The organism is Nocardia yamanashiensis NBRC 100130 (genome assembly GCF_001613325.1).
Taxonomy (GTDB): Bacteria; Actinomycetota; Actinomycetes; order Mycobacteriales; family Mycobacteriaceae; genus Nocardia; species Nocardia yamanashiensis.
In genome coordinates this window covers 122,049-148,298 of sequence record NZ_BDCD01000007.1, presented here as the reverse complement: position 1 = coordinate 148,298, position 26,250 = coordinate 122,049, and the positions used below count along the sequence as shown (strand labels likewise).

The following is a 26,250-nucleotide window of genomic DNA, read 5'->3' as shown; positions in this document are numbered from 1 at the left end:
CCCCTTCCTGTGAGACCTGTTGTCGTCCAGAACATTACCCAGGGGTCCGCTACCGATCGGCTAGCGGATTCGGGACTCGCGGACAACAACCGGTTGCACTTCCGCGGCAGTCTCAGTACGGTCGAAAGCGATTGCAAAGTGCAACCAGAAGGGGTAGTCGATGACGCAGCTGGTCCGGGTTCACAACTTCAATCTGTCCAGCGACGGTTACGGAGCCGGCGCGAATCAGAGTTTCGAGCGGCCGTTCGGGGACCTCGACGCCACCGCGCTGTTCTCCTGGTCCGGTGCTACCGCGCACGCGCCCACCCGCACCGAACCCGGCGGCAGTTACGGACTCGACGACTACTGCACCCGGGAATGGCATCGCAATATCGGCGCGGAGATCATGGGGCGCAACAAGTTCGGGCCGCAGCGCGGGCCGTGGGAGAACTACGAATGGGAAGGCTGGTGGGGCGCCGAACCACCTTTCGGCACACCGGTGTTCGTGCTCACCCACCACGTCCGCCCCTCGATCACCCGGGGCGCCACCACATTCCATTTCCTGAACGCCACACCCAAGGAGGCGCTCGCGCAGGCCCTGTCAGCCGCCGACGGCAAGGATGTGCGCATCGGCGGCGGCGTGGCCACCGTCCGCGCCTTCCTCGAAGCCGACCTCATCGACACCATGCATTTCGCCGTCGCCCCGGTCGAATTCGGCCACGGCGAACGCCTGTGGACCGGCCCCGAAGAGGTCACCGACCGCTTCCACCTGGAACAGATCCCCAGCCCGAGCGGAGTCGTACACCACTTCCTCTGGCGAAAGTAGCAGCCGCCCTGTTACTTGCTGTCGACCTGAGTGATCAGGTGCCCCGTCTCCCCGCGCCGCGTGGTGATCTCCTGCGCGTACTCGGTCACGCGCCCATCCGGATACTGCTGCGTCACAGTCACATCCCACACCTCGGACCCGCCACCACTCCGGATCGGCGCGATCCGCACACAGTAGCGACTCCCACTCGGATGCTGATCGATCCCATCCTGAATCCATTCGGCAGGAGCGACATTCACCGAATCCGCCGCCACCACCGCCCGCGCGGCCACCCCCGACCGCAACACGTAATAGGCGTACTCGAACGCAAAGATCGCATCCGGCCCACTGCTCGTGCCACCCGGTTCGGTCCCGGAAATCACCACCGCACTCCGCTCGGCGACACACCCGTCCGCCGCCGGCCCATCCGCCCCCTCGGCAACCGAATTCCCCGCCACCCCGACCATCGCAGCCGCCGCGACCGTCCCAGCCATCGCCGCGATTCCCACCCCACGCATCAACGCGTCTCCTTACCTATTGTGCGAGAACGAATTCCGACCCGAATCCTACGAACCGTCCCCGCGCGGCGTCCATCGAATAGGCGACGGATTCAGTAGTCGGCGCGGTTGGCGAGGAGGGCGAGGAGGAGGGTGAGGTTCGGGAGTTGTTCGAGGAGAGCGTGGATTCGTTGGCCTCGAGTGGACTCGATGGTGAGCCGGCCGTTGGCGGCGGTGCAGTCCGTGATCGCGGACCACGGGATGACGCGGCCCTGGCTGGTGACGCCTGCTTTACCGAGGGTGAGTTCGCCGAAGGTGATGTCGTTGCCTTGCCGCAGGCTCGCGACTGCTGCGGGGTAGGCGAGTTCCGCGGTGCGGCGTTCCAGGTCGGCGATGAAGGCGACGTATCGGAGTTCCGGCTTGTTCGGGGAGTCGGCGTGTTTGGGGACTCGGGCCGGGTCTTTGAATTCGCCTCTGGCGGTGAGGGAAAGGCCGTCCGCGAAAGTAATGGTGTGGACGAACTTGGTTTCAGCGGGATAGCCGTTGAGTGAGACGTGCGTGGTCTTCTGGTGGACCGACAGCACTTCTCGTAGGGGGTAGGTTTTCGTGGGACCCGCGCCGATACGGACGCTCAAACCGTTGGGATCGGCCGTCAGGTGCACCAAGACGGCTGTTTTGGCGCGGAAGCCGTGCACGAGGGTGAAGGACTCGCCGGAATCGGCGGTTGCGGCCTGGTAATCGGCGACGTAGAAGCGTTTGTCTGCGAAGGGATTCGCGGTGCCAGGGACGGTGCCGTCTGCCGGGCGGTAGGCGCCGGGTGTCGCGGACCGGTCGTTGCGGGACTGGATCCACAGGCCGATGGCCAATGCGACGAATAGGAATGCGCCGAGCACGACGAAGTTCATGGATCCCCCCGGAAAGGCTTGCTGCTGCCTGGGGGACTCTAGCCGATCAAGGCGAGGCAGGCGGAATGCAGGCGGGCGCGGAGGGTTTCGGCGCGTTCGGCTATGGCTGCCTGCGCTCGGACGTATTCGGCGCGGCCGGCGGGGGTCTCGATGCGGATGGGCTGGTAGCCGAAATCCTGAAGGTCGTAGGGGCTGGCCTTCATGTCGAGTTCGCGGGCGGCGCAGGCGAGTTCGAAGCAGGTGAAGAGGAGGTCGGAGTCGATGAGGGGGGTGAGTTTGAAGCCCCATTTGTAGAGGTCCATGTTGGCATGGAGGCAGCCGGGTTGTTCGCGGTGGACCTGGTTTTCGCGGGTCAGGGGTTCGATGTTGAGGGGGACGGCGGCGGGGGTGAAGAAGCGGAAAGCGTCGAAGTGGGTACAGCGGAGTTGCATCGATTCGACGACGGCGTCGGTGCCGGCGCTGCCGAGGCGGAGGGGGACCTGCTGGTGGCGGACGTCGTCCGTGCGGTACACCATGGCCCACTCGTGCAGGCCGAAACAGGAGAGTTGGGCGGGGCGGGCGGCGGTGGCGGCCAGCAGGCCGGCGACGAATTCGATGGTGTCGCGGCGTTTGGCCAGGAAGGCCGGGTCGGCGGTGTGGACGCCGGAAACCTCGTGGTAGCCACGGAATCCCGCGTAGTCCCCGGCTTCGGCGAGGGCGACGCCGAAACCGGGGTGCCAGCGTTTGAGCTGGGCGGGTTTGTGACCGTAATAGGTGAACAGGAAGTCGATCACCGGGTGTTTGGTGCCGTCGGCCCGCGCCCGCAGATACGGGCCGACGAGGGCGTCGACGCGGTCGCGGTGCGCGCTCGCCCGGGCCCGCCACTCGGACCCGGACAGCACTTGGAGATCGACCACGTTCACGATTACTCCGCGATGCGGTGGGTGGCGTCGCGGACGGTGCCGACGAATTCCTCCACCAGATCCTCGAGGGCGACGATGCCGACGGTATTGCCGCGGCTGTCGACCACGCGGCCGAGGTGAGAGTTGGTGCGGCGCAGGCGGGCCAGGGCCTCGAAGAGGGTGGTGCCCATGCTGACCGTCGGCAGGGGGCGGATATCGGTGCGCGGGATGGGGGTGCCGGGGCCCGCTTCGTCATCGGCCACCAGGTCGAGGACGTCCTTGACGTGCAGGTAGCCGACCAGGGAGCCGTCGGTGGCGCGGACGGGGTAGCGGGAGAAACCGGTTTCGGCGACGGCGGTTTCGATATCGCCGAGGGTGGTGCCGTCGCCGCGCAACGGGACCGAACGCGTTTTGGCCAGGGGCACCATGACATCGGCCACGATGAGATCGCTGGAGCCGAGCGCCTGGGTGAGGCGGCGGTGCTCCTCCTCGTCCAGCAGACCCTCCGAGCGCGATTCGCCGAACATCTCGGCGAGCTCCACCGACGACACCGTGGAATCCAGTTCGTCCTTCGGTTCGATCCGCAGCATGCGCAGCGTGAGGTTGGCCGCCAGGTTGTAGACGTAGATGAGCGGACGAGCCAGCCGCAGCCACATCAGATGCGCCGGAACCAGCAGCAGCGCCGAACGTTCCGGCCCGGCCAGCGCGATGTTCTTGGGGATCATCTCGCCGAGCAGGATGTGCAGGATCACCACGATGGTCAAGGCCAGCGCGAACGCGATCGGATGCAGCAGCTGATCGGGGATGCCGATCAGCTCCAGCGGCGCCTCGATCAGATGCGCGACGGCCGGTTCGCCGACACGGCCCAGCAGAATCGAGCAGATGGTGATGCCCAGCTGCGCGGCCGCCAGCATCATCGACAGGTTCTGGGCCGCTTCGATCACCGTATTGGCGGACCGTTTACCTTGTGCGGCAAGAGCTTCCAGCCGGTCGCGGCGCGCGGAGATGAGCGCGAACTCCGCGCCCACGAAGAACGCGTTGCCCAAGAGCAGGAACAGCGTAAGTAGGACGGCGCCCCAATCACCCATGGCTGTGCTCCCAGATCGCCAGGGCGTCGGCGTCCACCGGGCGCAGCAGCACCCGGTCGATGCGTCGGCCGTCCATCCGCTCCACCTTGGCGATCCAGCCGCCGCGGGTATGCGGTTCGGAGTAGTGCCCGTTGCCCGGATGCGGCAACAGCACTTCGTCACCCGTCACCGGAATGCGGCCGAGCCGCTCCAGCACCAGCCCGCCGAGGGTCTCGTATTCGCCTTCCGGCGCGTCGTACCCGGTGGTGCGCGAAACCTCGTCGACGCGCATGAGCCCGGAACAGTTCCAGCCCACCGGGGTCCGGCGGACATCGGCCTCTTCCTCGTCGTGCTCGTCGCGCACGTCACCGAGGATCTCCTCGATCAGATCCTCCATGGTGACGATGCCCGCGGTGCCGCCGTACTCGTCCACGACCAGCGCCACCTGCATCCCGTCGGCGCGCACCCGTTCCAGGACTTCGTCACCGTCCAGGCTGGCGGGCACGATCGGCACCGGCTGCGCGATGGACTCCAGCTTGACCGTGCGCCGCGCCTTCACCGGATGCAGGAACGCCTGCTTGATGTGCACGACGCCGAGCGTGTTGTCCAGATCGCCGTCGATCACCGGGAAGCGGGAGTACCCGGTATCGCGGGCCGCGTCGATGAGATCGGCGATGGTGCAATCGCGGTCCAGGGACGTGATCTTCACACGCGGGGTCATGAGCTCCTCCGCGCTGCGCTCACCGAACTGCAGCGACCGATCCACCACCTGCGCGGTGCGCTGATCCAGCACGCCGTGCAGCGCGGAAGTCCGCACCAGCGAACCGAGTTCCTGCGGGGAGCGCGCCGAACGCAGCTCCTCGGCGGGCTCCACGCCCAGTCGCCGCACCGCCCAGTTGGCGGTCCCGTTCAGGAAATTGATCATCCACCGGAACATGGTGGAGAACCAGATCATCGGCCCGGCGGTGAGGCGCGCGGTGGACAGCGGCGCCGCGATCGCGATGTTCTTGGGCACCAGCTCGCCGTAGATCATCGACAGCGAGGTGGCCAGGATCAGCGCCAGCGCCAGCGAAATGCCGTGCGAGGTACCGGAACTCACCCCGAACGCGTTGAAGATCGGCTCCAGCAGCCGGGCCAGCACCGGCTCGGCGATATAGCCGGTGATCAGCGTGGTGATGGTGATGCCCAGCTGCGCGCCGGAAAGCTGGAAGGAGAGCGTGCGATGCGCCTGCCGCACCTGCCGGGCGCGGCGGTCGCCCTCACGGGCGTGCGCCTCCACGGTGGAGCGTTCCAAGGCGGTGAGCGAGAATTCCGCGGCCACGAACAACGCGGTACCGGCGGTCAATGCGATGAAGCCGAGCAGCGAAGCAATGGTGAGCAGGGCCGACACGGTCAGCACCACCCGGCTGTCGCTGAAGCTGGGAAGGAGATGGGGACGCCGGGTTTGTCACCCGGCTCGGTAGAGGAGCCCTCCTGGGAAGCGCCCTTGGACGCGGGTGACAACTGGTTCCTTTCGCAGGGTGACAACGACGCGATATATAAGCACCGGCCGGACCTGGCGACACGCGGTGTCGCGGTCCGGCATGCGCCCATGGTACCGGCAAGGGCCGCGCGGTCGCGCACGACGGGTCCGCCCGATTTCGCGACGCGCGTCACGCGCCACGCTCGCCGCCGGGTCTCGAACGACACGCCGTCGATGCCGGTGTAGGTGGATGGCGGAGTAGGAAAACCCGGCGGGTCGCTGCGGGACCCGCCGGGTTTTGCTGAGCTAGCGGCTCACCAGCCGGACGGCAGCGGGCGGCCTTCGGCGAAGCCGGCGGCCGACTGCACGCCCAGCACGGCGCGCTCGTGGAACTCGGCGATTGTGCGGGCGCCGGCGTAGGTGCAGGAGCTGCGCACACCGGAGGTGATGTGGTCGATCAGGTCCTCGACGCCCGGGCGCTCGGGATCCAGGCGCATACGCGAGGACGAGATGCCCTCCTCGAACAGCGCCTTGCGGGCGCGATCGAAGGTGGAGTCCTGGGCGGTGCGGGCGGCCACGGCGCGCTTGGACGCCATGCCGAAGGATTCCTTGTAGCGATTGCCGTCGCGGTCGGCGCGCAGGTCGCCGGGCGACTCGTAGGTGCCCGCGAACCAGGAACCGATCATCACGTTGGCGGCGCCGGCGGCCAGCGCCAGCGCCACGTCACGCGGGTGCCGCACGCCGCCGTCGGCCCACACGTGCTTGCCGAATTCGGCTGCGGCGGCGGAGCATTCGGCGACCGCGGAGAACTGCGGGCGGCCCACGCCGGTCATCATGCGGGTGGTGCACATGGCGCCGGGGCCCACACCGACCTTGATGATGTCCGCGCCGGCCTCGATCAGGTCGCGGGTGCCCGCGGCCGAGACCACATTGCCCGCGACCAGCGGCACGCCCAGATCCAGGGCGGCGACCGAGGCGAGGGCTTCCAGCATCTTCTGCTGATGGCCGTGCGCGGTGTCCATGACCAGTACGTCGGCGCCGGCGTCGACGAGCGCCTTGGCCTTGGCCGGGACGTCGCCGTTGATGCCGACCGCGGTGGCGATGCGCAGCTGGCCGCGCGCGTCGACGGCGGGTTGGTAGATGCCCGCGCGGATGGCGCCGGTGCGGGTCATCACGCCCGCGAGGGTGTCGTCGGCGTTCACCAGCACGGCGATGTTCTGGTGCTTGGCCTCGAGCAGATCGAAGATGTCACGCGGCGAGGTGTCGGCCGGGGCGGTGACGAAATCGGTGTCGGCGACCGTGCTCAGCCGCGCGAAGCGGTCGACGTCCGCGCAGGACGATTCGGTGACCACGCCGACCGGCTTGCCGTTCTCGACCACGACGACCGCGCCGTGCGCGCGCTTGTGGATGAGCGCCAGCGCGTCAGACACCGACTGGTCGGGATCGAGGGTGACCGGGGTGTCGGCGGTCAGCGACCGGCTCTTGACGAAGGCGATGGTCTCCGCCGCGGCCTTCAACGGAAGGTCCTGCGGGAGCACCACCAGGCCACCGCGGCGCGCCACGGTCTCGGCCATGCGGCGACCGGCGACAGCGGTCATGTTCGCGACGACGAGCGGGATGGTGGTGCCGGTGCCGTCCGAGGTGGACAGGTCGACATCGAAACGCGACGCCACATCCGTCCGGTTGGGGACGAGGAAGACGTCGTCGTAGGTCAGGTCGTACGGGGGATGCTGCCCGGGAAGGAACTGCACGTTGGTTAGCCGCCTCATGGGATTGACGTGGGGTTTTCGTGGTGGCCATGCTACGGAGGCAGGCGGATGGGACGAGCCCATCGACACCTGATGTCACACATGCAGCTGTCCAGTATAGCCATCGGCCCGGACGCGGTGCGGATGCCGGTCGGTAGCGGGCCGTATTTGCGGTTGTCGGCGGTGTCGGTGTGCCCTAGGTTCGCCGTCGTGACTGACATTGCGGCACTCGCCGACCGGCTCGACATCGGCGATCTGATCACCAAGCTCTTCGTCTACTGCGATCAGGCGCGCTGGGGTGATCTCGCGGAAAGCGTGCTCGCCGAGCAGGTTTACTTCGACAACGGTTTCGGCGGACCGGTCGGAACCCGCCCCGGCATCGATATCACCAACGACTGGGCCGAAGGGCTCGGCGCCCTGGACGCCGTGCACCACCAGGCCGGAAACCACCTGATCGAGATCACCGGCGGCACCGCCCAGGCGCACGCGGATGCCATTGCCGTGCACTTGAAGAACGACGCCACCCAAGGCAAGACCCGCTGGTTCGTAGGCAGCTACGCCCTCGGCTTCCAGCGCACCGAGAAGGGCTGGCGCATCGACCGTTTCGAGTACCAACTCAAACTGATCGACGGCAACGCCGACCTCACCTGAGTTAGCCACAGAATTGCAACCACGGATTCGCGCGTGGATCCGGTCGGCGTGTCGGCCGAATCCCGCGCGCGTCCCCGAGTTGGCCTGGTGATACCCGCCCGCGTCCTGTGAAACCGGCTGCGGCACTGGGCAACCGGCGGTAGGCAAGTCGGTCGATGACGAAGACGACCAACGATGGTGGCCCGCGCGACCGTCTGCTCGCTACCACTGCCGGGCCGCTACCACTGCCGGGCCGCTACCACTGCCGGGCCGTTACGACCGCCGGGCCATTACGACCGCCGGCCGGGCCGGACCCTGGCGTGGCGACGGGGCGACGTGGAACGGGTCTGCCGACGTCGCCTTATCGGGCTGGACTCAGCGCGCCGAGCGTTTGGCCGCGCCGGGTTTGCGCTTCTTGTTGTGCGGGCGGCTCTCGCCTTTAGCGCGCTTGGGGGCCCAGCGTGGATCCCTGGCGATCTCCTTCGCCTGGGCGGCCGGTCCGGCGGCAGGATCTGCGACCGCGCGTCCTGAGGGGCGGCGGGCGCCGGTGAGTTCGGCCAGTTGCCGGTCACCGGACCGAACTTCGATGACGGTGACCGTGACGCCCGCTCGGCGTGCCAGTTGCTCGGCCGCGTCGCGATCGTCGGGGGTGACGATGGTGACCACGGTGCCGGATGCCCCGGCGCGGGCGGTGCGGCCTGTGCGGTGCAGGTAGTCCTTGGGGTCTTCGGGCGGGTCCACGTGCACGACCAGTGAGACGTCGTCGATGTGCAGGCCGCGGGCGGCGACGTCGGTCGCGACCAGGACCGGGGCGGTGCCGTCGGCGAAGGCCGCGAGGGTGCGCGAGCGCTGGTTCTGGAGCTTGCCGCCGTGCAGGGCGACCGCGCCGATGCCGGCCTCGCGTAGCCGCCGGGCCAGTTTGTCGGCGCCGTGCTGGGTGCGGACGAACAGCAGCGTGCGGCCTTGGCGCGCAGCGATTTCGGTGACCACCGCGCGCTTGTCGGTGCGACGGATGTGCAGGGCGTAATGGGAGATATCGGGCACGGCCGAGGGAGTCGCGCCCGAAACCGGCCGATCCGCAGCCGAATTCGCGCCGCTTTCGCTGGCCGCGTCCGCAGACGCGGTGGTAGTCGCGCCCGAATTCACGGTGCTTGCGCTGGCCGCGCCCGCGGATGTGGTCGCGTCGGAATTCGCGCCAGCCGCGCCTGCGGATGCGGTGGCAGTGGCAGCTGAGTTCGCGGTGTCGCCGGTGGCCGAGTTCGCGGTGTTGCTGGTGGCCGTGCTCGCGGAGTCGCTGGTGACCGAGCTTGCGCCAGTTGCTGCGCCCGCACTGGAGTCAGCCACATCGACAGCGACCAGGTTCGAGGTATCGCCAGCGGTCGAGCCGGCGCGGCCTGTGCTCGCGTCTCCACCAGCCGGCGTGCTCACCGCGTGCTCGACGGGATCGCGCAGGTACTTCTGCACCAAACCGTCGATGGTCTCGTCCAGGGTCGCCGAGAACAGCAGCTTCTGCGATTCCGCGGGCACCTTGTTCAGCAGGGCGGTGAGTTGCGGCATGAAGCCGAGTTCGGCCATGTGGTCGGCTTCGTCGACGGTGACGACCTGAATCGCAGAGAGCCGCACGGCTTTCCGGCCGAGCAGGTCGGTGAGCCGGCCGGGGGTGGCGATCACGATGTCCACGCCGCGGGCCAGGCGTTCTTCCTGCTTCTTGATCGGCAGGCCGCCGACCGCCGTGGCCAGGCGCAGGCCCAGGGAGAGCGCGGGCTCGTCGAGGGCGGTTTCGATCTGGATCGCGAGTTCGCGGGTGGGGGCGAGGATCAGCCCGCGCGGGTGGCGCGGGGTGCTCGGCGCGCCGAAAAGCCGCACCAGCAGGGGCAACCCGAATGCGAGGGTCTTGCCCGATCCGGTTGCCGCGCGGCCCAGCACATCCCGGCCCGCGATGATGTCCGGGATCGCGGCGGCCTGGATGGGGAACGGCCGGTCGATGCCGTCGCGGCGCAGCGCGTGCACCAGCACCGGCGGCAGGCCGAGGTCGGCGAAGCGGAGGTCGCCCGCGCGGGTGACGGTCGAACGGCCGGCGGACTGCGCAGATGCGGAGATGGTGGATTCCTCGCTGGGGGTGGGCACGCCGGGGGCAGGCATGGTGGATTCCGATCCGCCGGGGGCGGATGCGCGGGCTGGGCCGCGGGGATCAGGCACGGCTGAGCAATCGGCTCAGTTCTTGCAGCCAGGGAATGGCGACGGCCATGGTGGGCACGATGAGGATCGCGGCGGAGGCGAGATAGGCGACCGTGGCGATCTTGTAATCGCCGATCGGGCCCGCCAGCCGCTGAATACGAATCAGCGTGGTCGGTCCGCCGACAGCCATGGCTCCTTGCGGGGCAGGCGAATTGGAGCAGGCCACCAGGGCGCGCGCGAGCGGCGTCGGCCCGGTCACCTTGACCGCGGAATCGTCGGCGAGCAGCTCGATCAGCAGCTTCACCGAATCCAGCGCCGACTTCGACCGCACCACCCGCGGGAACGCCTCGTGGGCGGCGGTGAACGCCTCCAGCACGAGATCGTGCCGCGCGCGCAGATGCGAGCGTTCATGGCTGACGATGGCGGTGAGCTCCGCATCGGACAGGCTGGTGACGGTGCCCTGGCTCAGCACCACGCGCTGGCGCAAGCCGGGCAGGCAATAGGCGATGGGTTCGGTGGCGGCGAGCACGCGGATATCGGCGGCCTGGCGGTGCACACCGGATTGATCGAGCAGGTCGACCAGCATGCGATGGCGGGCGCGGCGGCGACGGGTGTGGATGCCCACGCGCACGACAGACCAGATCAACCGCCCGCCGATGAGCAGGGTGAGCGCGAAAACGGTGACATAGGCCAGCCACAGCGGCAGACCGAGCGCATCGATCTCACGGGTGGGGGAGGTGGTGGGCCGCCCGTCCTCGCCGGGCACCAGCAGCCGGCTCGCGATGGCCAGCCCGGAACCGAACGCCGACAGCACCGCGGCCAGCGCCACCGCCTGCCAGAGCACCAGCGCCGCCCGCGGACTGCGGTACGGCCACTTGGCTCGGCTGAGCAGCGCCGGGACCGGTCCCGCCAAAAGCAAGGCGAGACCGGCGAATACCAGCGCTGTTGCGTCCATACCTCAGCTCACTGCGTTGTGTCGGCCAGGGCGAGGCTACGGCTGCTTGGAGTCTCCGGACTTCTTGCGCGCTGCCTCGGTGGCTTCGAGCTTAGCGAGTGCGTCCCGCAATGCGGCAGCCTCATCGGCTCCCACCTGTTCGACGAAGTGCACGAGCGCGGCGCGGCGGCTGCCGACTTCGTCGGCTTGCTGGAGCGCGTCCACCATGAGGGAGGCGACGAGTTCGTCGCGGGTGTGCACGGGTGCGTAGCGGTGTGCGCGGTCGTCGCGCTGCTGGACCACCAGGTTCTTCTTCGCCAGTCGCTGCAGAACGGTCATCACCGTGGTGTACGCGAGTTCGCGACGCTCAGCGAGGGCTTCATGGACCTGCCGGACGGTTTGAGGTTCGTCGGCCGACCACAACTGGTCCATGACCGCTTTCTCGAGTTCACCAAGACCTGCCATTCCATAAGCTTACGGAGACTCCGACAGAAATGCGTACTACAGGTCGTCGTAACCGGGGGTTAGCTACTGTGTGATTGGTTACAACTCGCGTGACTCTCAGGGGCTTCGCCCCCGAACCCCCTCGTTCTGCGGTCACGTCACCCCGCGCGCGCCCCGCCTGACGTTTCGCTACGGGAGAACGTGGCGGGTGCCGATGGGGACGATCATGGGGCGGCCGGAGACGGGGCAGTCCTGGACTTCGGCTTTGAGGTTGAAGACTTCCTGGAGGAGGTCGGCGTCGATGATGTCGGCGGGGGTGCCTTGGGCGACGATGCGGCCGGAGTTCATGACGATGAGGCGGTCGCTGTAGCGGATGGCCAGGTTGAGGTCGTGCAGGACCATGACCACGGTGCGGCCGAAGTCGTCGTGCAGGCGGTCGACCAGATCGAGGACTTCGAGGGAGTGGGCCAGGTCGAGGTAGGTGGTGGGCTCGTCCAGGAGGAGGATGTCGGTGCCCTGGGCGAGGGCCATGGAGATCCAGGCGCGCTGGCGCTGGCCGCCGGAGAGTTCGTCGAGGGTGCGGTCGGCCAGGTCGGCGATGCCGGTTTGTTCGAGGGCGCGCAGGACTTCGGATTCGTCGTCGGAAGACCATTGGCGGAGCCAGGATTGGTGGGGGTGGCGGCCGCGGGCGACGAGGTCGGCGACGGTGAGACCTTCGGGGGCGACGGGGGTTTGGGGGAGCATGCCGACGATGCGGGCGATGTCGCGGGTCTTGAGGGTGCTGATCGCCTTGCCGTCCAGGACGATTCGGCCGTCGCGGGGGCGCAGCAGGCGGCCGAGGGAACGCAGCAGGGTGGATTTGCCGCAGCCGTTGGGGCCGATGACGGTGGTGATCAAGCCGGGTTCGATGTCGATCGACAGGCCGTCGACGATGACGCGGTCGCCGTAGCCGAGCGTGACGTTCTCGGCGGCGAGGCGGTGGATGCCGGCCGGGTGCTCCGCGGAGATCGTCATAGCGTGGCCTTCCGATTGGCGCGAACGAGCAGATAGAGCAGGAACGGCCCGCCGAGCGCGGCGGTCACCACGCCCACGGGCAGGTCGACGGGAAAGACGGTGCGGGCGGCCAGATCCGCGCCCACCACGGCGATCGCGCCGGTGAGGGCGGAGGCGAGGATCGGTTCGCCAGGGGTGCGCAGCAGGCGGCGCGCGATCTGCGGGGCGGCCAAGCCGACGAAGCCGAGCGGGCCGACGGCGGCGGTGGCGAGGGCGGTGCAGGTTACGGCGGCGCCGAGCAGGATCGCCTGCTGGGTCTGGATGCGTACGCCGAGCACGCGGGTGGTGTCGGCGCCGAATCGCATGGCCGCCAAGGCGCGAGCGGACCCGGCGATCACCAGGAGCGCGACCGCGAGGCCGATCGTCGCGGGCACCAACGTGGACCAGTCGGCATTGTTGAGCGAACCGGTCAGCCACTGCTGCGCGTGCGCCGCATCGGTGAGCGTGGCCCGGGTGAGCAGCCAGCTCACCACCGACAGCAGCGCCGCATTGACGCCGATGCCGATGAGCACCAACCGGAATCCCATCACTCCACTATCGCCGCTCACCGACCGACGCCACGCGAGCACATAGATGAGCACCGCGGTCACCAGCCCGCCGGTCAGCGCCGCCAGCGGAACACCCACCGACGCAACCGTTCCCGTCACCGCCCCGCCCGCGCCGACGATCACCGCCACCGCCCCGCAGCTGGCTCCGGACGTGATGCCGAGCATGTCCGGACTTGCCAGGGGATTATGCAGAATCGACTGCGCCACCGCCCCCGCCAGCCCGAGCGCCGCCCCCGCCACGATGGCGGTCAGCGCCCGCGGCAACCGCGAATCCATGATCACGAACCGCTGTGCCCGAGTCCCCCCGCCGCCCAGCACATCCAGCACCTTCGCGATCGGAATATTGAAGTCGCCCATCGCGATATCGAGCGCGAACAACGCCACGAGCAGCCCCGCGAGGACGAGCGAGAGCGCCAGCACCCGCACCCGCAGCACGGCGGAAAGCCCGCCGATTCGTACTGCCCGTCGATTGGTCAGCGAAGCGTTGTGCCCGCCTTTGCCGTTGGCCAGCGTGGCGGATTTCAAGTCCGCTGAGCCGGAGTCGGTGTTTCCGTCCGGCCCACCAGGAGTCTGGGAGAGTGGCCCGGCGGAGGTCTCGTATCCGCCCGTCGCGTCGGGAATGCCGCGGTCCGGTTCATCGGCCGCGGTGCGTTTCTCCTGCGGATCTTGCGCGTGGGCCTCGGTGCGGGTGTTCGAATCGCTCACAGGCTCACCAGCTTCCGGCGGCGGACCAGCAGGATGAAGAAGGGGGCGCCGATGGCGGCGAGGGTGACGCCGGCTTGCAGTTCTCCGGGGCGGGCGATCAGGCGGCCGAGCGTGTCGGCGACCAGCAGGGTGATCGCGCCGACCAAGCCGGAGTAGGGGAGCAGCCAGCGGTAGTCGGGGCCGGTCCAGGCGCGGGCCAGGTGGGGAACGATCAAGCCCAGGAAGGCGATCGGGCCGACGGCGGCGGTGGCGGCCCCGGCCAGCAGCACGATGGCGGCCAGGCCCAGGGCGCGATTGCGGGCGATGTTCACGCCGAGTCCGCGCGCCACGTCGTCGCCGAGGCCCAGCAGGTTCAGTCCGGGCCCGGCGGCCAGCGCCAGCAGCAGGCCGATGATCAGGAACGGCAGGACCTGCTGGAAGACCGAGGAGTCGTGCCCGGCCACGTCGCCGACCACCCAATAGCGGTAAGTATTGAGCGCGGTACCGTCCAGCAGCACCACGATATTGGTCATGGCCTGCAGGAACGCGGTGATCGCCGCGCCCGCGAGGACCAGGCTGAGCGGGCTCGCCTTCCCGCCGCCGACGGACGAGACGCCGAAGACGGCGACGCCCGCCAGTAGTGCGCCCGCGAACGCGAACCAGATGTATTGCGCGGGCGTGGTGAGCGCGAGCAGATGGATGCTCAGCGCCGCCAGGAACGCCGCCCCGGCATTGATGCCCAGTAGGCCCGCATCCGCCAACGGGTTTCGCGTATACCCCTGGATGAGCGCCCCGGCCATGCCGAGCGCGAGCCCGCACACCAGCGCCAGTCCGGTTCGCGGCAGCCGCAATTCACGCACGATCTGCGCGGTGGATCCGTCCGCCGCACAGGTCAGCGGCCACCCGTCCGGGCAGGTCAATGCGTCGTACACGCCGCTCAGCGGGATGGCCCGGGACCCCAGCGCGATGCTGGCGGCGACCGCGGCCAGCAGGAGCACGAGCAATACGAGGAGTCCGATCAGACGTCGCCGTCTGGGGGTGAGGGCGGCTGGCACGGCGACGAACTACTCCTGACCTGAACCAATAGGTCTGGTAAGCCTAACCTAGCTTCCGGAAGCCCGGAAATCTTCACACTGAGCCCCCGGCCGGTACGGCACCGAATCACTACAGGTTGTTCTTCGCACATTGCCCAGAAAGATAAGTAAGCCTAACCTTATCTACCGATTCGGCCGGATAGCCACAGATTGAGGAGGTTCGTGTGCCCGAACCCGTGACCGTTTGCCCGCCGCGCGATTCCAGGATCTCGTTCGCCCGCGCCTGCACCCGGCTGCGCGCACTGCAACCCGAGCACCCCCGCGTGTATGCCGTCGCGGCCATGTCCGAACAGGGCAAGCGCCGGTGGTGGCGGCTGGCCGACGGCGTACGTGAGGGACGCATCGAGTTGATGTACCGGCGGCACGCCGCCGAGATGAGCAATGCCGATATCGCCGCCGAAGTGGTCGCCACCGCGCTCATCCACGCCGTCGTCGGCCGGGTGCTGGCCATGGTCGTCTCCGAGGGCCGCGCCTGGGATCCGGGCCTGGAGAACCTCTGGCTGCACACCGACAACGACGGCGGCATCGATTGGGCCGGCCTGGCGGACACCACGATTCGCGTGATCGACGGCGACCTGCTCACCGGCGAACCCGGCGTGGTCGCCCTGCCGTGCGAGGCCGCGCTCTACGTCTGGCTCGCCGCCCGCTGCGAACCCGCCCTGGTGCTGATCCAGGAAGCGCTGGGTCGCTGCGCGGGCCTGGGCGCGCGCCGGTTCTGGTCGCTGGTCGCGGAGTCGGTGGTCGGCGCCGCGACTTATGTTCCGGCCCTGGCCAATACCTCCTCGGCGCAGGGCGCCAAGCGTGGTCAGGACATGCTGGCCGCCCTGGCCGATCGCGGCCTGCCGGTGCGCCGGGCCTGCCTCAGGTAAGCGAGCCGGATGGACCGCTGTGCGGGCCGGGTCGTCTTGCCCGGTCCGCATATCGGGTGCGCTACCAGGTGACCGGCAGGCGCTCCAGGCCGCGGAACATCCGCCCCTGCCGGAACGGGATCTCCTCGACGGGGACGGCGAACGCCAAGGTGGGGAGGCGCTGGAAGAGCGTGCCGATGGCGACCTGGAGTTCGATGCGGGCCAGATGGGCGCCGAGGCAGTGGTGCGGGCCGTATCCGAAAGCCAGGTGGGGGTTTTCGAGGCGGGTCAGGTCGAGTTCGTCGGGATTGTCGAAGACCGCCGGATCCCGGTTCGCGGCGGGATTGTGGGCGACCACGGCATCACCGGCACACAGTGAAGTGCCACCTAATTCGATGTCCTCGACCACGATTCGGCTCAGCAGCGGGCTGATCGCGGCCGGGGTGAAACGCAGCAGTTCCTCGATGGCGCGGGGGAGCAGCGCCGGATCCGCACGGAGCAGCTCGAGTTGGCGCGGGTGGGTCAGCAGGGTGTAGACGAAATTACCGATCTGATTGACGGTGGTCTCGAACCCCGCCATCAGCAACGTCACCCCGAACTGCACCAGCTCGTCCTCGCTGAGCGCGTCCTGTTCGTCGCGCGCCTGCACCAGCGCGCCCAGCACATCGTCGGTGGGCTGCTCCCGGCATCGCGCCACCAACCCCACCAGATAATCCTTGAGCGCCTCCCGCGCGTGGACGATCTGCTCAGGCGTGTAGGCCGACAGCGCGAGCGCCGCATCGGTCCACGCCCCGAAGCGCTCCCGATCCTCGTACGGCACACCCAGCAGCTCGCAGATCATCGTGATCGGCAGCGGCACCGCGAGATCACGCACCAGATCGCCGCCGGGTCCGCGCTCGATCATCCGATCCAGCAGCCCGTCGACCACCTCCTGTACCCGGGGCCGCAGCCGCTCCATCCGCCGGTTGGTGAAGGCCCCGGCCGCCAGCCGCCGCAGCCGCGCGTGCTCGGCGCCGTCCATCAGCACCAGGCTGGTGTCGGTCGGCGGCAAGGGAATCGAGCGCGGGATATCGGTGCCGAGCGCGGCCGCCCGGCTGAACCGCGGGTCCGCCAGCGACACCTTCACATCCGCGTGCCGCGCCGCCAGCCAGGCATCGCCGCCGAACAGCATGGACACTCGCGCCAGCCCGTCGCCGTCGCGCAGGCGGACGAGTTCGGGTTCGATCTCCAACCGCTCAGCCGTACCGGTCGGTATCGGGCAGACGGCGGGCGGGTGGGTCTGTTCCGTCGGCATCGGCGGGCCTTTCGCGGGGCAGGCCGGCATCGGCTTGCGGGATGGAAACCGCTGTCACACAAGAGATTCAGCCGGCATCGGCCACGTTACCAACGATGCCCCGGGGCGCGAGTGAAACCGCCGGGTTCCCGCGCGCGGTCGGCCCGGGCGCTACCCGCTGGTCTGTTCGCTCGTTCACCGAGGTGGTGGCGACCGGTGGGGTAGCGTCTATTGCCTGAGATGGCTGTCCGCGGAAGGGAGTGGCACGCATGCCGGGAACGCAACGGCCGCTCTACCAAATGAAGGCGGATTTCTTCAAGACGCTGGGGCACCCGGTGCGGATTCGGATTCTCGAATTGCTCAGCCAGCGCGAGCATGCCGTCTCGGAGATGCTCGCCGAGGTCGGGGTGGAACCGGCGAATCTTTCGCAACAGCTGTCGATTCTGCGCCGGGCCGGGCTCGTTACCTCACGGCGTGAGGGACTTTCGGTCGTCTACGAACTCACCACCCCCGATGTGGCGTCGCTGCTGGCGGCTGCCCGGGCGATTCTCACCGGCGTGGTGGCGGGGCAGGCCGAGGCGCTCGAGCACACCGCCTAGTTCGGCTATTACCGGTCAGTTCGATTTCGCTCTGCGCGTTGCACTTTCGTTCATCCGGCTTGACAGCGCCGGCTGCGGCTCGCCACACCGTTGCCGCTGGTGACAGCCGAAGCGTTCAACGCTATTCACTGATTGCAGAAATTGAAAATTGCATACCTTCCAGAATTCTTCAGCAATCCAGGAGGGCCGGGTATGCCCGCTCGGTAGCGTCCTCGCGGCATCGAGCCGAACGGCAAGTGAGAGGACAACCCCCATGGCGAATATGGATGTCGTACTGAAGGAACTGATGCTTCTCGACGGAGCGCTGGGCGCCGCCGTCGTGGACTACGACAGTGGCATGGCGCTCGGCACGCTCGGCGGTTCGCGATCCCTGGATCTGGATATCGCCGCCGCGGGCAATACCGAGGTGGTGCGCGCCAAGATGCGCACCATCGAACAGCTCGGCCTCGGCGAGACCATCGACGACGTGCTGATCACCCTCGGGACTCAATACCATCTGGTGCGGCCGCTGCGCGGGCGCGGCGCCCGGGGCCTGTTCCTGTACCTGGCGCTGGACCGGGCCCGGGGCAATCTCGCCTTGGCCCGGCACCGCCTCAAGGATGCCGAGGAGAACTTCGAGGTGTGACGGCCACGGCGGCGCGCAGGGCCTCGAGCTGCGGCGGCGTGCCGAGCGCGATCAGGACCATGCCGGCCTGTAACCGGATGTCCCCGTTGGGATTCGCGATGAAGCGCCCGTCGACGGTGCGCAGGGCCAGTACCAGCGCACCGGTGGTCCGCCGCAGCTCCGCATCGGCGACGGTGCGGTCCGGCGCCGCCGAACCGGACCCGATGCCGATCTCCTCGATACGGAATTCCAGTGTCTCGTCGTGCATGACGACATCGAGGAATTCCGCGACATTGGGTTGCAGTGCGAAGGCCGCCATCCGCCGGCCGCCGATCAATTGCGGATTGACCGCCCGATTCGCGCCCGCCCGTAGCAGTTTCGATTTCGAGCCTTCGGTCCGTGCCCTGGCGATGATCACCAGATCGGCGCGGATGGCGCGGCTCGACAGGGTCACATAGACATTGTCGGCATCGCCGTCGAGCGCGGCGATCAGCGCGTCGGCGTGCTGGATCCCGGCGGCCTCCAGCACGCTGTCATCGGTGACATCGCCCAGCACACCGGGGAATTCGAGCTCGGCCAGCCGTTGCGGGTCGCGATCGACGACCACGATCTCCTTGCCGAGCCCGGCCAGGTACTGCGCGGTCGAACGGCCGACCCGTCCCCAGCCGCACACGATGACGTGCCCGCGCATGCGCTGTATCCGGTTGTTCATCCGGCGTCGCTCCCAATGTTGATGGACGTGGCCGTCGATCAGCGCCTCGAGCAGGACGCCGAACATGTAGAAGACGGTCCCGGCGCCGAACAGGATGAGCGCCATGGTGAACACCTGCCCGGTCGCGTTCAGCGGATGTACTTCGCGGAATCCGACCGTGGTGATCGTGGTGACGGTCTGATAGAGCGCGTCCAGATACCCGAACCCGAGCAGGCGATACCCCTCGGTCCCGACCGCCATCACGAGCAAGAACGCCACGAGAACCCGGCTGAGTCGGCGAATCGGGTTCACGCCGTGATTGTCTCATCGATTGTGCCCGGCGCGAACCGAGCGCGAATAGTGAAAGGCGGTGGGTTCCACTGAGTCAGGGAACCCACCGCCCGGCAGGAGATCGAGGCCGCGGCAGCCCTCCGGGCCTCGCTCGATCCAAGCGCCGAATTTAGTATAGGTCAGGCTTACCTAACTTGCAATAGTACGGGCGGGATCGGGGGCGGGGCTCGCGTGTTGCAGGGGGTCCGGCGCGTTTGCGCCGTGGGCGCGTGCCAGTGTGGATCTCATGGCAGATCAAGATTTCTCGTCGATCAAGTCGATGGCCGACGTGACACCCGAGCTGATGAACCAGTTCAGCGAGGGCACTTTCACCGATCTCATCGGGTTGAAGTTCACCGAGATGGGGCCGGACAAGGTGGCCGGTGAATGGGTCGTCACGCCGCAGTTGTTCCAGCCGGCGGGGATCGTGAACGGCGGGGTGTACTGCACCGTCATCGAGACCCTGGCGAGCGTGGCGGGTAGCTGCTGGTTCGGCAATCGCGGGACCGTGGTGGGCGTCAACAACAACACCGACTTCCTGCGGTCGGTGCGCGAGGGCGTGCTGCGCGGGGAGGCGACGCCGATTCATCGCGGCCGCTCGCAGCAGCTGTGGGTCGTGGTGATCACCGACGAGCAGGGCCGCACGGTGGCGCGCGGGCAGGTCCGGTTGCAGAATCTGGCTGCTCAGAGCTGATTTCGGCGCGCGGGCCGCGACGAAACATGGAGGTAACGCGGGGCGTGCCAGAATGACCGACGACCCGCCCCGCGACCTCGGTGAGGAGCCCGAATGCGTCTGACGCCGCACGAGCAGGAACGCCTGCTGCTGAGTTATGCGGCCGAGCTGGCCCGGCGGCGGCAGGCCCGGGGGTTGAAGCTGAACCACCCGGAGGCGATCGCGATGATCACCGATCATGTGCTGGAAGGTGCGCGGGACGGGCGCACCGTCGCCGAGTTGATGGCCAGCGGGCGCACCGTGCTGCGGCGCGAGGACGTCATGGACGGCGTACCCGAGATGATCCACGACGTGCAGGTGGAGGCCACCTTCCCGGACGGCACCAAGCTCGTCACCGTCCACCACCCGATCGGATGACGTCGTGCTGAATCCAAAGCAAGCTTCGCAGGCTCCGCTTGTGCCTGGCGAATACCTCTGTGCCGAAGGCACTATCGAGCTCAATCCGGGCGCGGACCGCATCGAACTGGATGTGGTCAATACCGGCGACCGGCCGGTCCAGGTCGGTTCGCACGTACATTTCCCGCAGGCGAATTCGGCGCTGCGCTTCGACCGCGAGGCCGCGCACGGCCGCCGCCTCGACATTCCCGCCGGTACCGCGGTGCGCTTCGAACCCGGTCTGGGACAGCGGGTTTCCCTGGTCCCGCTGGGCGGCACTCGCGAAGTGCACGGAATCAGCCTCACGCCACCCGGAAAGCTGGATGCCTGATGGAACTCTCCCGCGCCCGATACGCCGAGCTCTTCGGGCCCACCACCGGCGACCGGATCCGGCTGGCCGACACCGATCTGCTCATCGAGATCACCGAGGACCGCAGCGGCGGACCGGGACTCGCCGGTGAGGAGGCGGTGTTCGGCGGCGGCAAGGTGCTGCGCGAATCCATGGGTCAGGCGCGCGCCACCCGGGCCGAGGGCACTCCCGACACCGTCATCACCGGTGTGGTGATCGTCGACTACTGGGGAATCATCAAGGCCGACATCGGCATTCGCGACGGCCGCATCTGCGCCATCGGCAAGGCCGGCAACCCCGACACCATGACCGGGGTGCACCCGGACCTGGTGGTCGGCCCCTCGACCGAGATCATCGCGGGCAACGGCCGCATCGTCACCGCGGGCGCCATCGACTGCCACGTGCACTTCATCTGCCCGCAGATCCTGGACGAGGCCATGGCGGGCGGCATCACCACCCTGGTCGGCGGCGGCACCGGGCCCGCGGAGGGTTCCAAGGCCACCACCGTCACGCCCGGCGCGTGGCATCTGGGCCGCATGCTCGAGGCCACCGACTCCTGGCCGGTGAACATCCTGCTGCTCGGCAAGGGCAATACGGTGCGCGCCGAGGCCATGTGGGAGCAATTGCGCGGCGGCGCGGGCGGTTTCAAACTGCACGAGGACTGGGGCACCACCCCGGCGGCCATCGACGCCTGCCTCACCGTGGCCGACGCCTCCGGCGTGCAGGTGGCCCTGCACTCGGACACCTTGAACGAGGCCGGGTTCGTGGAGGACACCCTCGCGGCGATCCGCGGGCGGGCCATCCACTCGTATCACACCGAGGGCGCCGGCGGCGGGCACGCGCCCGACATCATCACCGTCGCCTCGTACGCGAACGTGATGCCCAGTTCCACCAATCCGACTCGGCCGCACACCGTCAACACCCTCGACGAGCACTTGGACATGCTCATGGTGTGCCATCACCTGAGCCCGTCGATCCCGGAGGATCTGGCCTTCGCCGAGAGCCGCATCCGGCCCTCGACCATCGCCGCCGAGGACCTGCTGCACGACCTCGGGGCCATCTCCATGATCGGCAGTGACGCGCAGGCCATGGGCCGCATCGGCGAAGTGGTCATGCGCACCTGGCAGACCGCGCACGTCATGAAGCGCCGCCGCGGCGCCCTGCCCGGCGACGGCGCGGCAGACAACAATCGCGTGCAGCGCTATGTCGCGAAATACACCATCTGCCCGGCGGTTACGCACGGTCTCGACGGTGAGATCGGTTCGGTCGAGGTCGGCAAGCTGGCCGATCTGGTGCTGTGGGAGCCCGCGTTCTTCGGTGTCCGCCCGCACGCGGTGATCAAGGGCGGCGCCATCGCCTGGGCCGCCATGGGCGACGCCAACGCCTCCATCCCGACCCCGCAGCCGGTGCTGCCGCGCCCCATGTTCGGCGCGTCCCCGGTCGTGGCGGCCGGGACCTCCCTGCATTTCGTGTCCGAGGCCGCCATCGAGGACGGTCTGGCCTCGCGCCTGCGCGTGAACCGCAAGCTGGTGCCGGTCGCGAACGTCCGCAAGCGCGGCAAGGCCGATCTGCCCCGGAACGAGGCCATGCCCCGCATCGAGGTCGACCCCGACACTTTCACGGTGCGTATCGACGGCGAGGTGTGGGCGGAGGAGCCGGCACGCGAATTGCCCATGGCGCAGCGGTATTTCCTCTTCTGACGCTGTGCGAATTCTCTCCCGGTGCGCTTAATGCTGGAACCGCGCCGGGCGGCGGGGCAGACTGCGGTCATGACGTCATCCGATTGGGCCGCAGTCGACAGCTACCTGGTGGACACCCTCGTGGGGGAGGCGGACGAGCCGACCCTGCGGGCGAACGCCGAGGCCGGATTGCCCGCCATCGACGTGTCGCCGCCGCAGGGCAAGTTCCTGTACCTGCTCGCCAAATCGATTCGCGCGCAGCGGATTCTGGAGATCGGCACGCTGGGCGGCTACAGCACCACCTGGCTGGCGCGCGCCGCCGGGAAGTCCGGGCAGGTCGTCACGCTCGAATTCGAGGACAAGCACGCCCGGGTCGCGCGCGAGAACCTGGACCGGGCCGGCGTGGGGGAGCGGGTGGAGATCCGCGTCGGGGCCGCCCTGGACAGCCTGCCCGTGCTGGAAGCGGAGCGGCCGGAGCCGTTCGACCTGGTGTTCATCGATGCCGACAAGGTCAACAACTCCAACTACGTGCGCTGGGCGTTGAAGCTGACCCGGCCGGGGTCGGTGATCATCGTCGACAATGTGGTGCGGCAGGGCGGGATCGCCGACGCCGGCTCCACGGACGCCGCCGTCCGGGCGAGCCGCGAGGTGATCGAATTGTTCGCCGCCGAACCGCGATTGGACGCGACCGTGCTGCAGACCGTCGGCAGCAAGGGCTGGGACGGGTTCGCCTACGCCGTGGTGCTCGACGAGGACTGAACGGTGGTGCAGCTCACCCGCATTCGGTGACCTGGGCGTTTCCGGCTCCGATCACCGAATGTGAGCACCATCAAATGTTTGCGAGTTGTTTGCTGGAGGGCTTGTCAATACGGTTCTAGCCATGAGCGATCCGTATGGGCCGACCTTCCCTCCGCCCGCATTCATGGCGCCGCAGGAGCCCGGACCCGACTCCGGGGAACGCCACGGGCTGGGTGGATTCGCGATGATGGCCGCCCCGGTGGCCACCTTGGCGGCCGTGGTCGGCGTGCTGGTGGCCATCATGTGGCAGGCCGATCATCCGGCCTCGGCGCGCATCGGCGAAGTCCAGGTGCCGCCGATCGTCAGCGCCACGGCCACCGCCGTGCCCGCGGCATCCTCCTGACCCTGTTGAATGGGCGGCATGTCGAAGCGCCGCAATGCCCGCCCGGAGCCCGCGAACTGCCCGTGCGGGCTGCCCGCCGCCTATGCGGACTGCTGCGGTCGGCTGCATCGCGGTGAGGTGAAGGCGAGCACCGCCGAACAGTTGATGCGGTCGCGCTTCAGCGCCTTCGCCGTGCACGACGAGGCGTATCTACTGCGCAGCTGGGATCCCGAAACCCGGCCCGCCGACGTCGATTTCGATCCCGGACTGCGCTGGGATCGCCTCGAGATCCTCGGCTCCACCGGTGGCGGGCCGTTCCACACCGAGGGCACCGTCGAATTCCGCGCCCACTACCGCGCCCACGGTGCACCCGGCGACCTGCACGAGAACAGCCGCTTCCGCCGCGATCAGGGCGCGTGGGTGTACCTGGACGGCGATATCACCGGCTAACCGCGCGCCGCCGACTCGAATCCGTCGCACATCGCGCGCAGCCCGGAATCCAGCAGGCTCTCCGGATCCAGCAGATCCGAGCCGCCGGTGCCGTGCAATGCCGTCAGCGCCGGCGGCGTGGGCCAGCGCGGCACACCGTCCAGCAGCGCGGTCAGCCCGGAACGTTCCTCGTCGGCATCGGTATCGCGTTTGGGCAGCAGCAGCGCGCTCACCTGCTGAAGTGCCACGCCCGCAATGTAACTCCACACCGAAAGCGCCATCCGGGTGCCCTCGCGGGTGTCGACGCCGAGTTCGTGGAAGCCCTCCACCAGCCAGGCCAGCACGATCAGACTGTGTTCACCGAAGTTGTAGCGCGGCACCGCGAAGGTGAACAGCACCCACGGATGTTCCTGATAGAGGCGCCAATCCACCTCGGCGGCGATGCGCACCCGGTCCCGCCAGGTCCAGTCCTGCCCCTCGGCGGGCGGGTACGGATTGCGCCGCGACACCTCGTCGGTCATGGCGGCCAGCAGGGAGTCCTTGTTGGGCACGTGCCGATACAGCGACATGGCTCCGACGCCGAGGCGATCGGCGATCCGGCGCATGGACAGCGCGTCGAGACCGGCCTCGTCGGCCAGCGAGATGGCGGTATCGACAATGGCGGCCCGGGTGAGCTTGGCCTCGCTCATCGGATAACTCGTTTCCTTCCGGTACCGGGAATGCGTACACTGTACCCCGCTGTTGCGTACGTCGTACGCGTCGCTCGGATCGGGCGGCCTCCACATTTCGAAGCTCGCCCGGAAGGATAAGTGATGCCGAGCACCCTCGTACGCCCAGACACCACCACCTCGCGTCGCGCCTGGCTCGGTCTGGCGGTCCTGCTGCTGCCCGTGCTGCTGGTGTCGATGGACATGTCGGTGCTGTATCTGGCCATGCCGACGCTCACCGGGAGCCTGGATCCGTCCGCCACCGAGCAGTTGTGGATCCTCGACATCTACGGCTTCATGATCGCCGGGCTGCTCATCACCATGGGCAATGTGGGTGACCGGATCGGGCGGCGCAATATTCTGCTCGCCGGTGCGACGGTGTTCGGGCTGGCCTCGATCCTCGCGGCCTTCGCGCCGAACGCGGCGGTGCTGATCGCGGCGCGGGCGCTGATGGGCGTGGGCGGCGCGACGCTGCTGCCCTCCAGCCTGGCCTTGATCTCCACCATGTTCCCCGAGGCGCGGGCGCGGGCGACCGCCATCGGCATCTGGACGGCGTTCTTCGCGGGCGGGTCGGCGGTCGGGCCGATCATCGGCGGCGTGCTGCTGCACCACTTCTGGTGGGGTTCGGTGTTCCTGATCAATACGCCGGTCCTGCTGGTGCTGCTGGTCTTCGGGCCGATCCTGCTGCCCGAGCACAAGGCGGCGGGGCGCGGGCCGCTGGATCTGCTGAGCGTGGTGCTGTCCATCGGCGGCATCCTGCCGATCGTGTACGCGGTCAAGCATTTCGCGGCCGAGGGATTCGATCTGCCGGTGATCGGGATCGGGCTGATCGGTGTGCTGCTGCTGGTGCTGTTCGTGCGGCGGCAGCGGGTGCTGGACGAACCGCTGCTGGATCTGAGTTTGTTCAAGCGCGGATTGTTCTCGGTGGCAATCGGTTCCAGCACCGTGGGCATGCTGGCGCTGGCCGGGATGAGCTTCCTGACCAGTACGTATCTGCAATCGGTGACCGGGCGGGACGCTTTGCAGGCGGCGCTGCTGGGCATTCCGATGGCGGTGGTGGTGTTCGTGACCTCCATGAGCGGGGCGCGGATCGGCCGGCTGCTGGGCACCCGGGGCGCGTTCGTGCTGGCGCTGGGTATGGCCGCGGTCGGTAATCTGCTGCTGCTCGGTGTCGGCGTGGACGGTGGAATCGGCTGGTACATCGCCGGTTCCGTGGTCGCGGGCGCGGGGCTCGGTACGGCGTTCACGCTGGTGTCCGAGGTCGCGGTGTCGTCGGTGCCGGCGGAGCGGGCCGGGTCGGCGGTCGGGATCTCCGAAACCAGTTTCGAGCTCGGCAACGGTCTGGGGCTGGCGCTGCTGGGTTCCCTTGCGGCGCTGGTGTTCCGCAACGGCGGGGATTTCGGGTCCACGCTCGGGGAGACCATCGCGCACGCCGGTGGGAACACCGCGCTGATCGATGCGGCGCGGGCCTCGTTCGTCGACGGCATGCACGTGGCGACCACCGCGGGCGCGGTGCTGCTGGCGGCCATGGCGATCGTCGCGGCGGTCGCGCGGACCGGCAAGACCGAGCCCGCCGAGGCGTCCGCCCAGCTGGTGCACTGAAG

General features: G+C 68.5%; 28 protein-coding genes. 13 read left to right on the top strand and 15 right to left on the bottom strand.

Translation table 11 applies throughout. From position 1 onward, the window contains the following. Positions 1–160: 160 nt before the first annotated feature. Positions 161–805: a dihydrofolate reductase family protein gene (locus NY1_RS07330; RefSeq protein ID WP_067709730.1), complete on the top strand. Its 645-nt coding sequence runs from the start codon at positions 161–163 to the stop codon at positions 803–805. A gap of 11 nt (positions 806–816) precedes the next feature. On the opposite strand, the gene NY1_RS07325 is transcribed toward NY1_RS07330, so the two are convergent. The 6 genes from NY1_RS07325 to NY1_RS07300 form a co-directional block, all read right to left on the bottom strand. Next, positions 817–1,302, bottom strand: a complete 486-nt coding sequence (locus NY1_RS07325) for a DUF8176 domain-containing protein (RefSeq protein WP_067709729.1) — start codon at positions 1,300–1,302, stop codon at positions 817–819. Between the two features lie 92 nt (positions 1,303–1,394). Further along, positions 1,395–2,186: a DUF6585 family protein gene (locus NY1_RS07320; RefSeq protein WP_067709727.1), complete on the bottom strand. Its 792-nt coding sequence runs from the start codon at positions 2,184–2,186 to the stop codon at positions 1,395–1,397. 38 nt (positions 2,187–2,224) lie between these two features. After that, positions 2,225–3,091: a 3-methyladenine DNA glycosylase gene (locus NY1_RS07315; protein WP_439956001.1), complete on the bottom strand. Its 867-nt coding sequence runs from the start codon at positions 3,089–3,091 to the stop codon at positions 2,225–2,227. Next, positions 3,091–4,155, bottom strand: a complete 1,065-nt coding sequence (locus tag NY1_RS07310; RefSeq protein ID WP_067709725.1) for a hemolysin family protein — start codon at positions 4,153–4,155, stop codon at positions 3,091–3,093. Before NY1_RS07310 ends, NY1_RS07315 begins: the two co-directional genes overlap by 1 nt. Continuing rightward, positions 4,148–5,524, bottom strand: coding sequence for a hemolysin family protein (locus tag NY1_RS07305; protein WP_067710131.1), 1,377 nt, complete (start codon positions 5,522–5,524; stop codon positions 4,148–4,150). The genes NY1_RS07310 and NY1_RS07305 overlap by 8 nt, the downstream gene beginning before the upstream one ends. 386 nt (positions 5,525–5,910) lie before the next feature. Beyond that, positions 5,911–7,347, bottom strand: coding sequence for a GuaB1 family IMP dehydrogenase-related protein (locus NY1_RS07300; protein ID WP_067709724.1), 1,437 nt, complete (start codon positions 7,345–7,347; stop codon positions 5,911–5,913). 207 nt (positions 7,348–7,554) lie between these two features. Here NY1_RS07300 and NY1_RS07295 point away from each other — a divergent pair, with 207 nt between their 5' ends. Beyond that, on the top strand, positions 7,555–7,995 hold the full coding sequence (locus NY1_RS07295; RefSeq protein ID WP_067710129.1) for a nuclear transport factor 2 family protein: 441 nt from the start codon (positions 7,555–7,557) through the stop codon (positions 7,993–7,995). A 354-nt stretch (positions 7,996–8,349) separates the two neighbouring features. On the opposite strand, the gene NY1_RS41795 is transcribed toward NY1_RS07295, so the two are convergent. The 6 genes from NY1_RS41795 to NY1_RS07265 form a co-directional block, all read right to left on the bottom strand. Next, positions 8,350–10,116 carry a DEAD/DEAH box helicase gene (locus tag NY1_RS41795; protein ID WP_084534730.1) on the bottom strand — a complete coding sequence of 589 codons (1,767 nt, stop codon included), beginning with the start codon at positions 10,114–10,116 and terminating at the stop codon, positions 8,350–8,352. 49 nt (positions 10,117–10,165) lie between these two features. Continuing rightward, entirely contained in the window at positions 10,166–11,107 is a 942-nt protein-coding gene (locus tag NY1_RS07285) for a M56 family metallopeptidase (RefSeq protein ID WP_067709722.1), read from the bottom strand. 36 nt (positions 11,108–11,143) lie between these two features. After that, a complete protein-coding gene (locus NY1_RS07280) occupies positions 11,144–11,551 on the bottom strand; it encodes a BlaI/MecI/CopY family transcriptional regulator (protein ID WP_067709720.1) in 408 nt (135 codons plus the stop codon). A gap of 168 nt (positions 11,552–11,719) precedes the next feature. Next, positions 11,720–12,544, bottom strand: coding sequence for an ABC transporter ATP-binding protein (locus NY1_RS07275; protein ID WP_067709718.1), 825 nt, complete (start codon positions 12,542–12,544; stop codon positions 11,720–11,722). Beyond that, positions 12,541–13,641 carry a FecCD family ABC transporter permease gene (locus NY1_RS07270; protein ID WP_067710128.1) on the bottom strand — a complete coding sequence of 367 codons (1,101 nt, stop codon included), beginning with the start codon at positions 13,639–13,641 and terminating at the stop codon, positions 12,541–12,543. Before NY1_RS07270 ends, NY1_RS07275 begins: the two co-directional genes overlap by 4 nt. 191 nt (positions 13,642–13,832) lie before the next feature. Further along, positions 13,833–14,870, bottom strand: a complete 1,038-nt coding sequence (locus tag NY1_RS07265) for a FecCD family ABC transporter permease (RefSeq protein ID WP_067709716.1) — start codon at positions 14,868–14,870, stop codon at positions 13,833–13,835. A 203-nt stretch (positions 14,871–15,073) separates the two neighbouring features. Between NY1_RS07265 and NY1_RS07260 the strand changes: the two genes are divergently transcribed. Further along, entirely contained in the window at positions 15,074–15,778 is a 705-nt protein-coding gene (locus NY1_RS07260) for a hypothetical protein (protein ID WP_067709714.1), read from the top strand. Positions 15,779–15,839: 61 nt separating this feature from the next. On the opposite strand, the gene NY1_RS07255 is transcribed toward NY1_RS07260, so the two are convergent. After that, on the bottom strand, positions 15,840–17,051 hold the full coding sequence (locus tag NY1_RS07255; protein WP_067709713.1) for a cytochrome P450: 1,212 nt from the start codon (positions 17,049–17,051) through the stop codon (positions 15,840–15,842). Positions 17,052–17,299: 248 nt separating this feature from the next. On the opposite strand from NY1_RS07255, the gene NY1_RS07250 reads away from it, so the two are divergent. Together NY1_RS07250 and NY1_RS07245 are read left to right on the top strand one after the other, a co-directional pair. Further along, positions 17,300–17,629: an ArsR/SmtB family transcription factor gene (locus tag NY1_RS07250; RefSeq protein ID WP_067709711.1), complete on the top strand. Its 330-nt coding sequence runs from the start codon at positions 17,300–17,302 to the stop codon at positions 17,627–17,629. Positions 17,630–17,882: 253 nt separating this feature from the next. Then, a complete protein-coding gene (locus NY1_RS07245) occupies positions 17,883–18,254 on the top strand; it encodes a hypothetical protein (RefSeq protein WP_067709709.1) in 372 nt (123 codons plus the stop codon). On the opposite strand, the gene NY1_RS07240 is transcribed toward NY1_RS07245, so the two are convergent. Then, positions 18,223–19,185 (bottom strand): potassium channel family protein, encoded by a 963-nt coding sequence (locus NY1_RS07240; protein WP_067710126.1) that lies wholly within the window; start codon positions 19,183–19,185, stop codon positions 18,223–18,225. The genes NY1_RS07245 and NY1_RS07240 overlap by 32 nt on opposite strands. A gap of 316 nt (positions 19,186–19,501) precedes the next feature. On the opposite strand from NY1_RS07240, the gene NY1_RS07235 reads away from it, so the two are divergent. The 7 genes from NY1_RS07235 to NY1_RS07205 all read left to right on the top strand — a co-directional run bounded on the left by NY1_RS07235 (position 19,502) and on the right by NY1_RS07205 (position 23,960). Beyond that, a complete protein-coding gene (locus NY1_RS07235) occupies positions 19,502–19,948 on the top strand; it encodes a PaaI family thioesterase (protein WP_067709707.1) in 447 nt (148 codons plus the stop codon). A gap of 93 nt (positions 19,949–20,041) precedes the next feature. Beyond that, positions 20,042–20,344 (top strand): urease subunit gamma, encoded by a 303-nt coding sequence (locus NY1_RS07230; protein WP_067709705.1) that lies wholly within the window; start codon positions 20,042–20,044, stop codon positions 20,342–20,344. A 40-nt stretch (positions 20,345–20,384) separates the two neighbouring features. Continuing rightward, positions 20,385–20,693: an urease subunit beta gene (locus tag NY1_RS07225; RefSeq protein ID WP_233434240.1), complete on the top strand. Its 309-nt coding sequence runs from the start codon at positions 20,385–20,387 to the stop codon at positions 20,691–20,693. Further along, complete coding sequence (locus tag NY1_RS07220) at positions 20,690–22,411, top strand: urease subunit alpha (RefSeq protein WP_067709704.1); 1,722 nt, start codon at positions 20,690–20,692, stop codon at positions 22,409–22,411. The genes NY1_RS07225 and NY1_RS07220 overlap by 4 nt, the downstream gene beginning before the upstream one ends. Before the next feature lie 69 nt (positions 22,412–22,480). Further along, the gene (locus tag NY1_RS07215) at positions 22,481–23,149 is read left to right on the top strand and encodes an O-methyltransferase (RefSeq protein WP_067710122.1); all 669 of its coding nucleotides are present in this window, start codon (positions 22,481–22,483) and stop codon (positions 23,147–23,149) included. Positions 23,150–23,270: 121 nt separating this feature from the next. Next, entirely contained in the window at positions 23,271–23,531 is a 261-nt protein-coding gene (locus tag NY1_RS07210) for a hypothetical protein (protein ID WP_157762094.1), read from the top strand. Positions 23,532–23,549: 18 nt separating this feature from the next. Then, complete coding sequence (locus tag NY1_RS07205; protein WP_157762093.1) at positions 23,550–23,960, top strand: YchJ family protein; 411 nt, start codon at positions 23,550–23,552, stop codon at positions 23,958–23,960. On the opposite strand, the gene NY1_RS07200 is transcribed toward NY1_RS07205, so the two are convergent. Further along, a complete protein-coding gene (locus NY1_RS07200) occupies positions 23,957–24,628 on the bottom strand; it encodes a TetR/AcrR family transcriptional regulator (RefSeq protein WP_067709699.1) in 672 nt (223 codons plus the stop codon). The genes NY1_RS07205 and NY1_RS07200 overlap by 4 nt on opposite strands. Before the next feature lie 123 nt (positions 24,629–24,751). Here NY1_RS07200 and NY1_RS07195 point away from each other — a divergent pair, with 123 nt between their 5' ends. Then, a complete protein-coding gene (locus tag NY1_RS07195) occupies positions 24,752–26,248 on the top strand; it encodes an MFS transporter (RefSeq protein ID WP_067709697.1) in 1,497 nt (498 codons plus the stop codon). The last annotated feature ends 2 nt before the right edge of the window (positions 26,249–26,250 follow it).

Bases quoted from the DNA above. Each gene is read 5' to 3' on its own strand.
- NY1_RS07330 (WP_067709730.1), top strand. From the start codon at position 161: ATGACGCAGCTGGTCCGGGTTCACAACTTCAATCTGTCCAGCGACGGT.
- NY1_RS07325 (WP_067709729.1), bottom strand. From the start codon at position 1,302: ATGCGTGGGGTGGGAATCGCGGCGATGGCTGGGACGGTCGCGGCGGCT.
- NY1_RS07320 (WP_067709727.1), bottom strand. From the start codon at position 2,186: ATGAACTTCGTCGTGCTCGGCGCATTCCTATTCGTCGCATTGGCCATC.
- NY1_RS07310 (WP_067709725.1), bottom strand. From the start codon at position 4,155: ATGGGTGATTGGGGCGCCGTCCTACTTACGCTGTTCCTGCTCTTGGGC.
- NY1_RS41795 (WP_084534730.1), bottom strand. From the start codon at position 10,116: ATGCCTGCCCCCGGCGTGCCCACCCCCAGCGAGGAATCCACCATCTCC.
- NY1_RS07285 (WP_067709722.1), bottom strand. From the start codon at position 11,107: ATGGACGCAACAGCGCTGGTATTCGCCGGTCTCGCCTTGCTTTTGGCG.
- NY1_RS07280 (WP_067709720.1), bottom strand. From the start codon at position 11,551: ATGGCAGGTCTTGGTGAACTCGAGAAAGCGGTCATGGACCAGTTGTGG.
- NY1_RS07275 (WP_067709718.1), bottom strand. From the start codon at position 12,544: ATGACGATCTCCGCGGAGCACCCGGCCGGCATCCACCGCCTCGCCGCC.
- NY1_RS07255 (WP_067709713.1), bottom strand. From the start codon at position 17,051: ATGCCGACGGAACAGACCCACCCGCCCGCCGTCTGCCCGATACCGACC.
- NY1_RS07250 (WP_067709711.1), top strand. From the start codon at position 17,300: ATGCCGGGAACGCAACGGCCGCTCTACCAAATGAAGGCGGATTTCTTC.
- NY1_RS07245 (WP_067709709.1), top strand. From the start codon at position 17,883: ATGGCGAATATGGATGTCGTACTGAAGGAACTGATGCTTCTCGACGGA.
- NY1_RS07240 (WP_067710126.1), bottom strand. From the start codon at position 19,185: ATGGCGGTCGGGACCGAGGGGTATCGCCTGCTCGGGTTCGGGTATCTG.
- NY1_RS07235 (WP_067709707.1), top strand. From the start codon at position 19,502: ATGGCAGATCAAGATTTCTCGTCGATCAAGTCGATGGCCGACGTGACA.
- NY1_RS07230 (WP_067709705.1), top strand. From the start codon at position 20,042: ATGCGTCTGACGCCGCACGAGCAGGAACGCCTGCTGCTGAGTTATGCG.
- NY1_RS07215 (WP_067710122.1), top strand. From the start codon at position 22,481: ATGACGTCATCCGATTGGGCCGCAGTCGACAGCTACCTGGTGGACACC.
- NY1_RS07210 (WP_157762094.1), top strand. From the start codon at position 23,271: ATGAGCGATCCGTATGGGCCGACCTTCCCTCCGCCCGCATTCATGGCG.
- NY1_RS07205 (WP_157762093.1), top strand. From the start codon at position 23,550: ATGTCGAAGCGCCGCAATGCCCGCCCGGAGCCCGCGAACTGCCCGTGC.
- NY1_RS07200 (WP_067709699.1), bottom strand. From the start codon at position 24,628: ATGAGCGAGGCCAAGCTCACCCGGGCCGCCATTGTCGATACCGCCATC.
- NY1_RS07195 (WP_067709697.1), top strand. From the start codon at position 24,752: ATGCCGAGCACCCTCGTACGCCCAGACACCACCACCTCGCGTCGCGCC.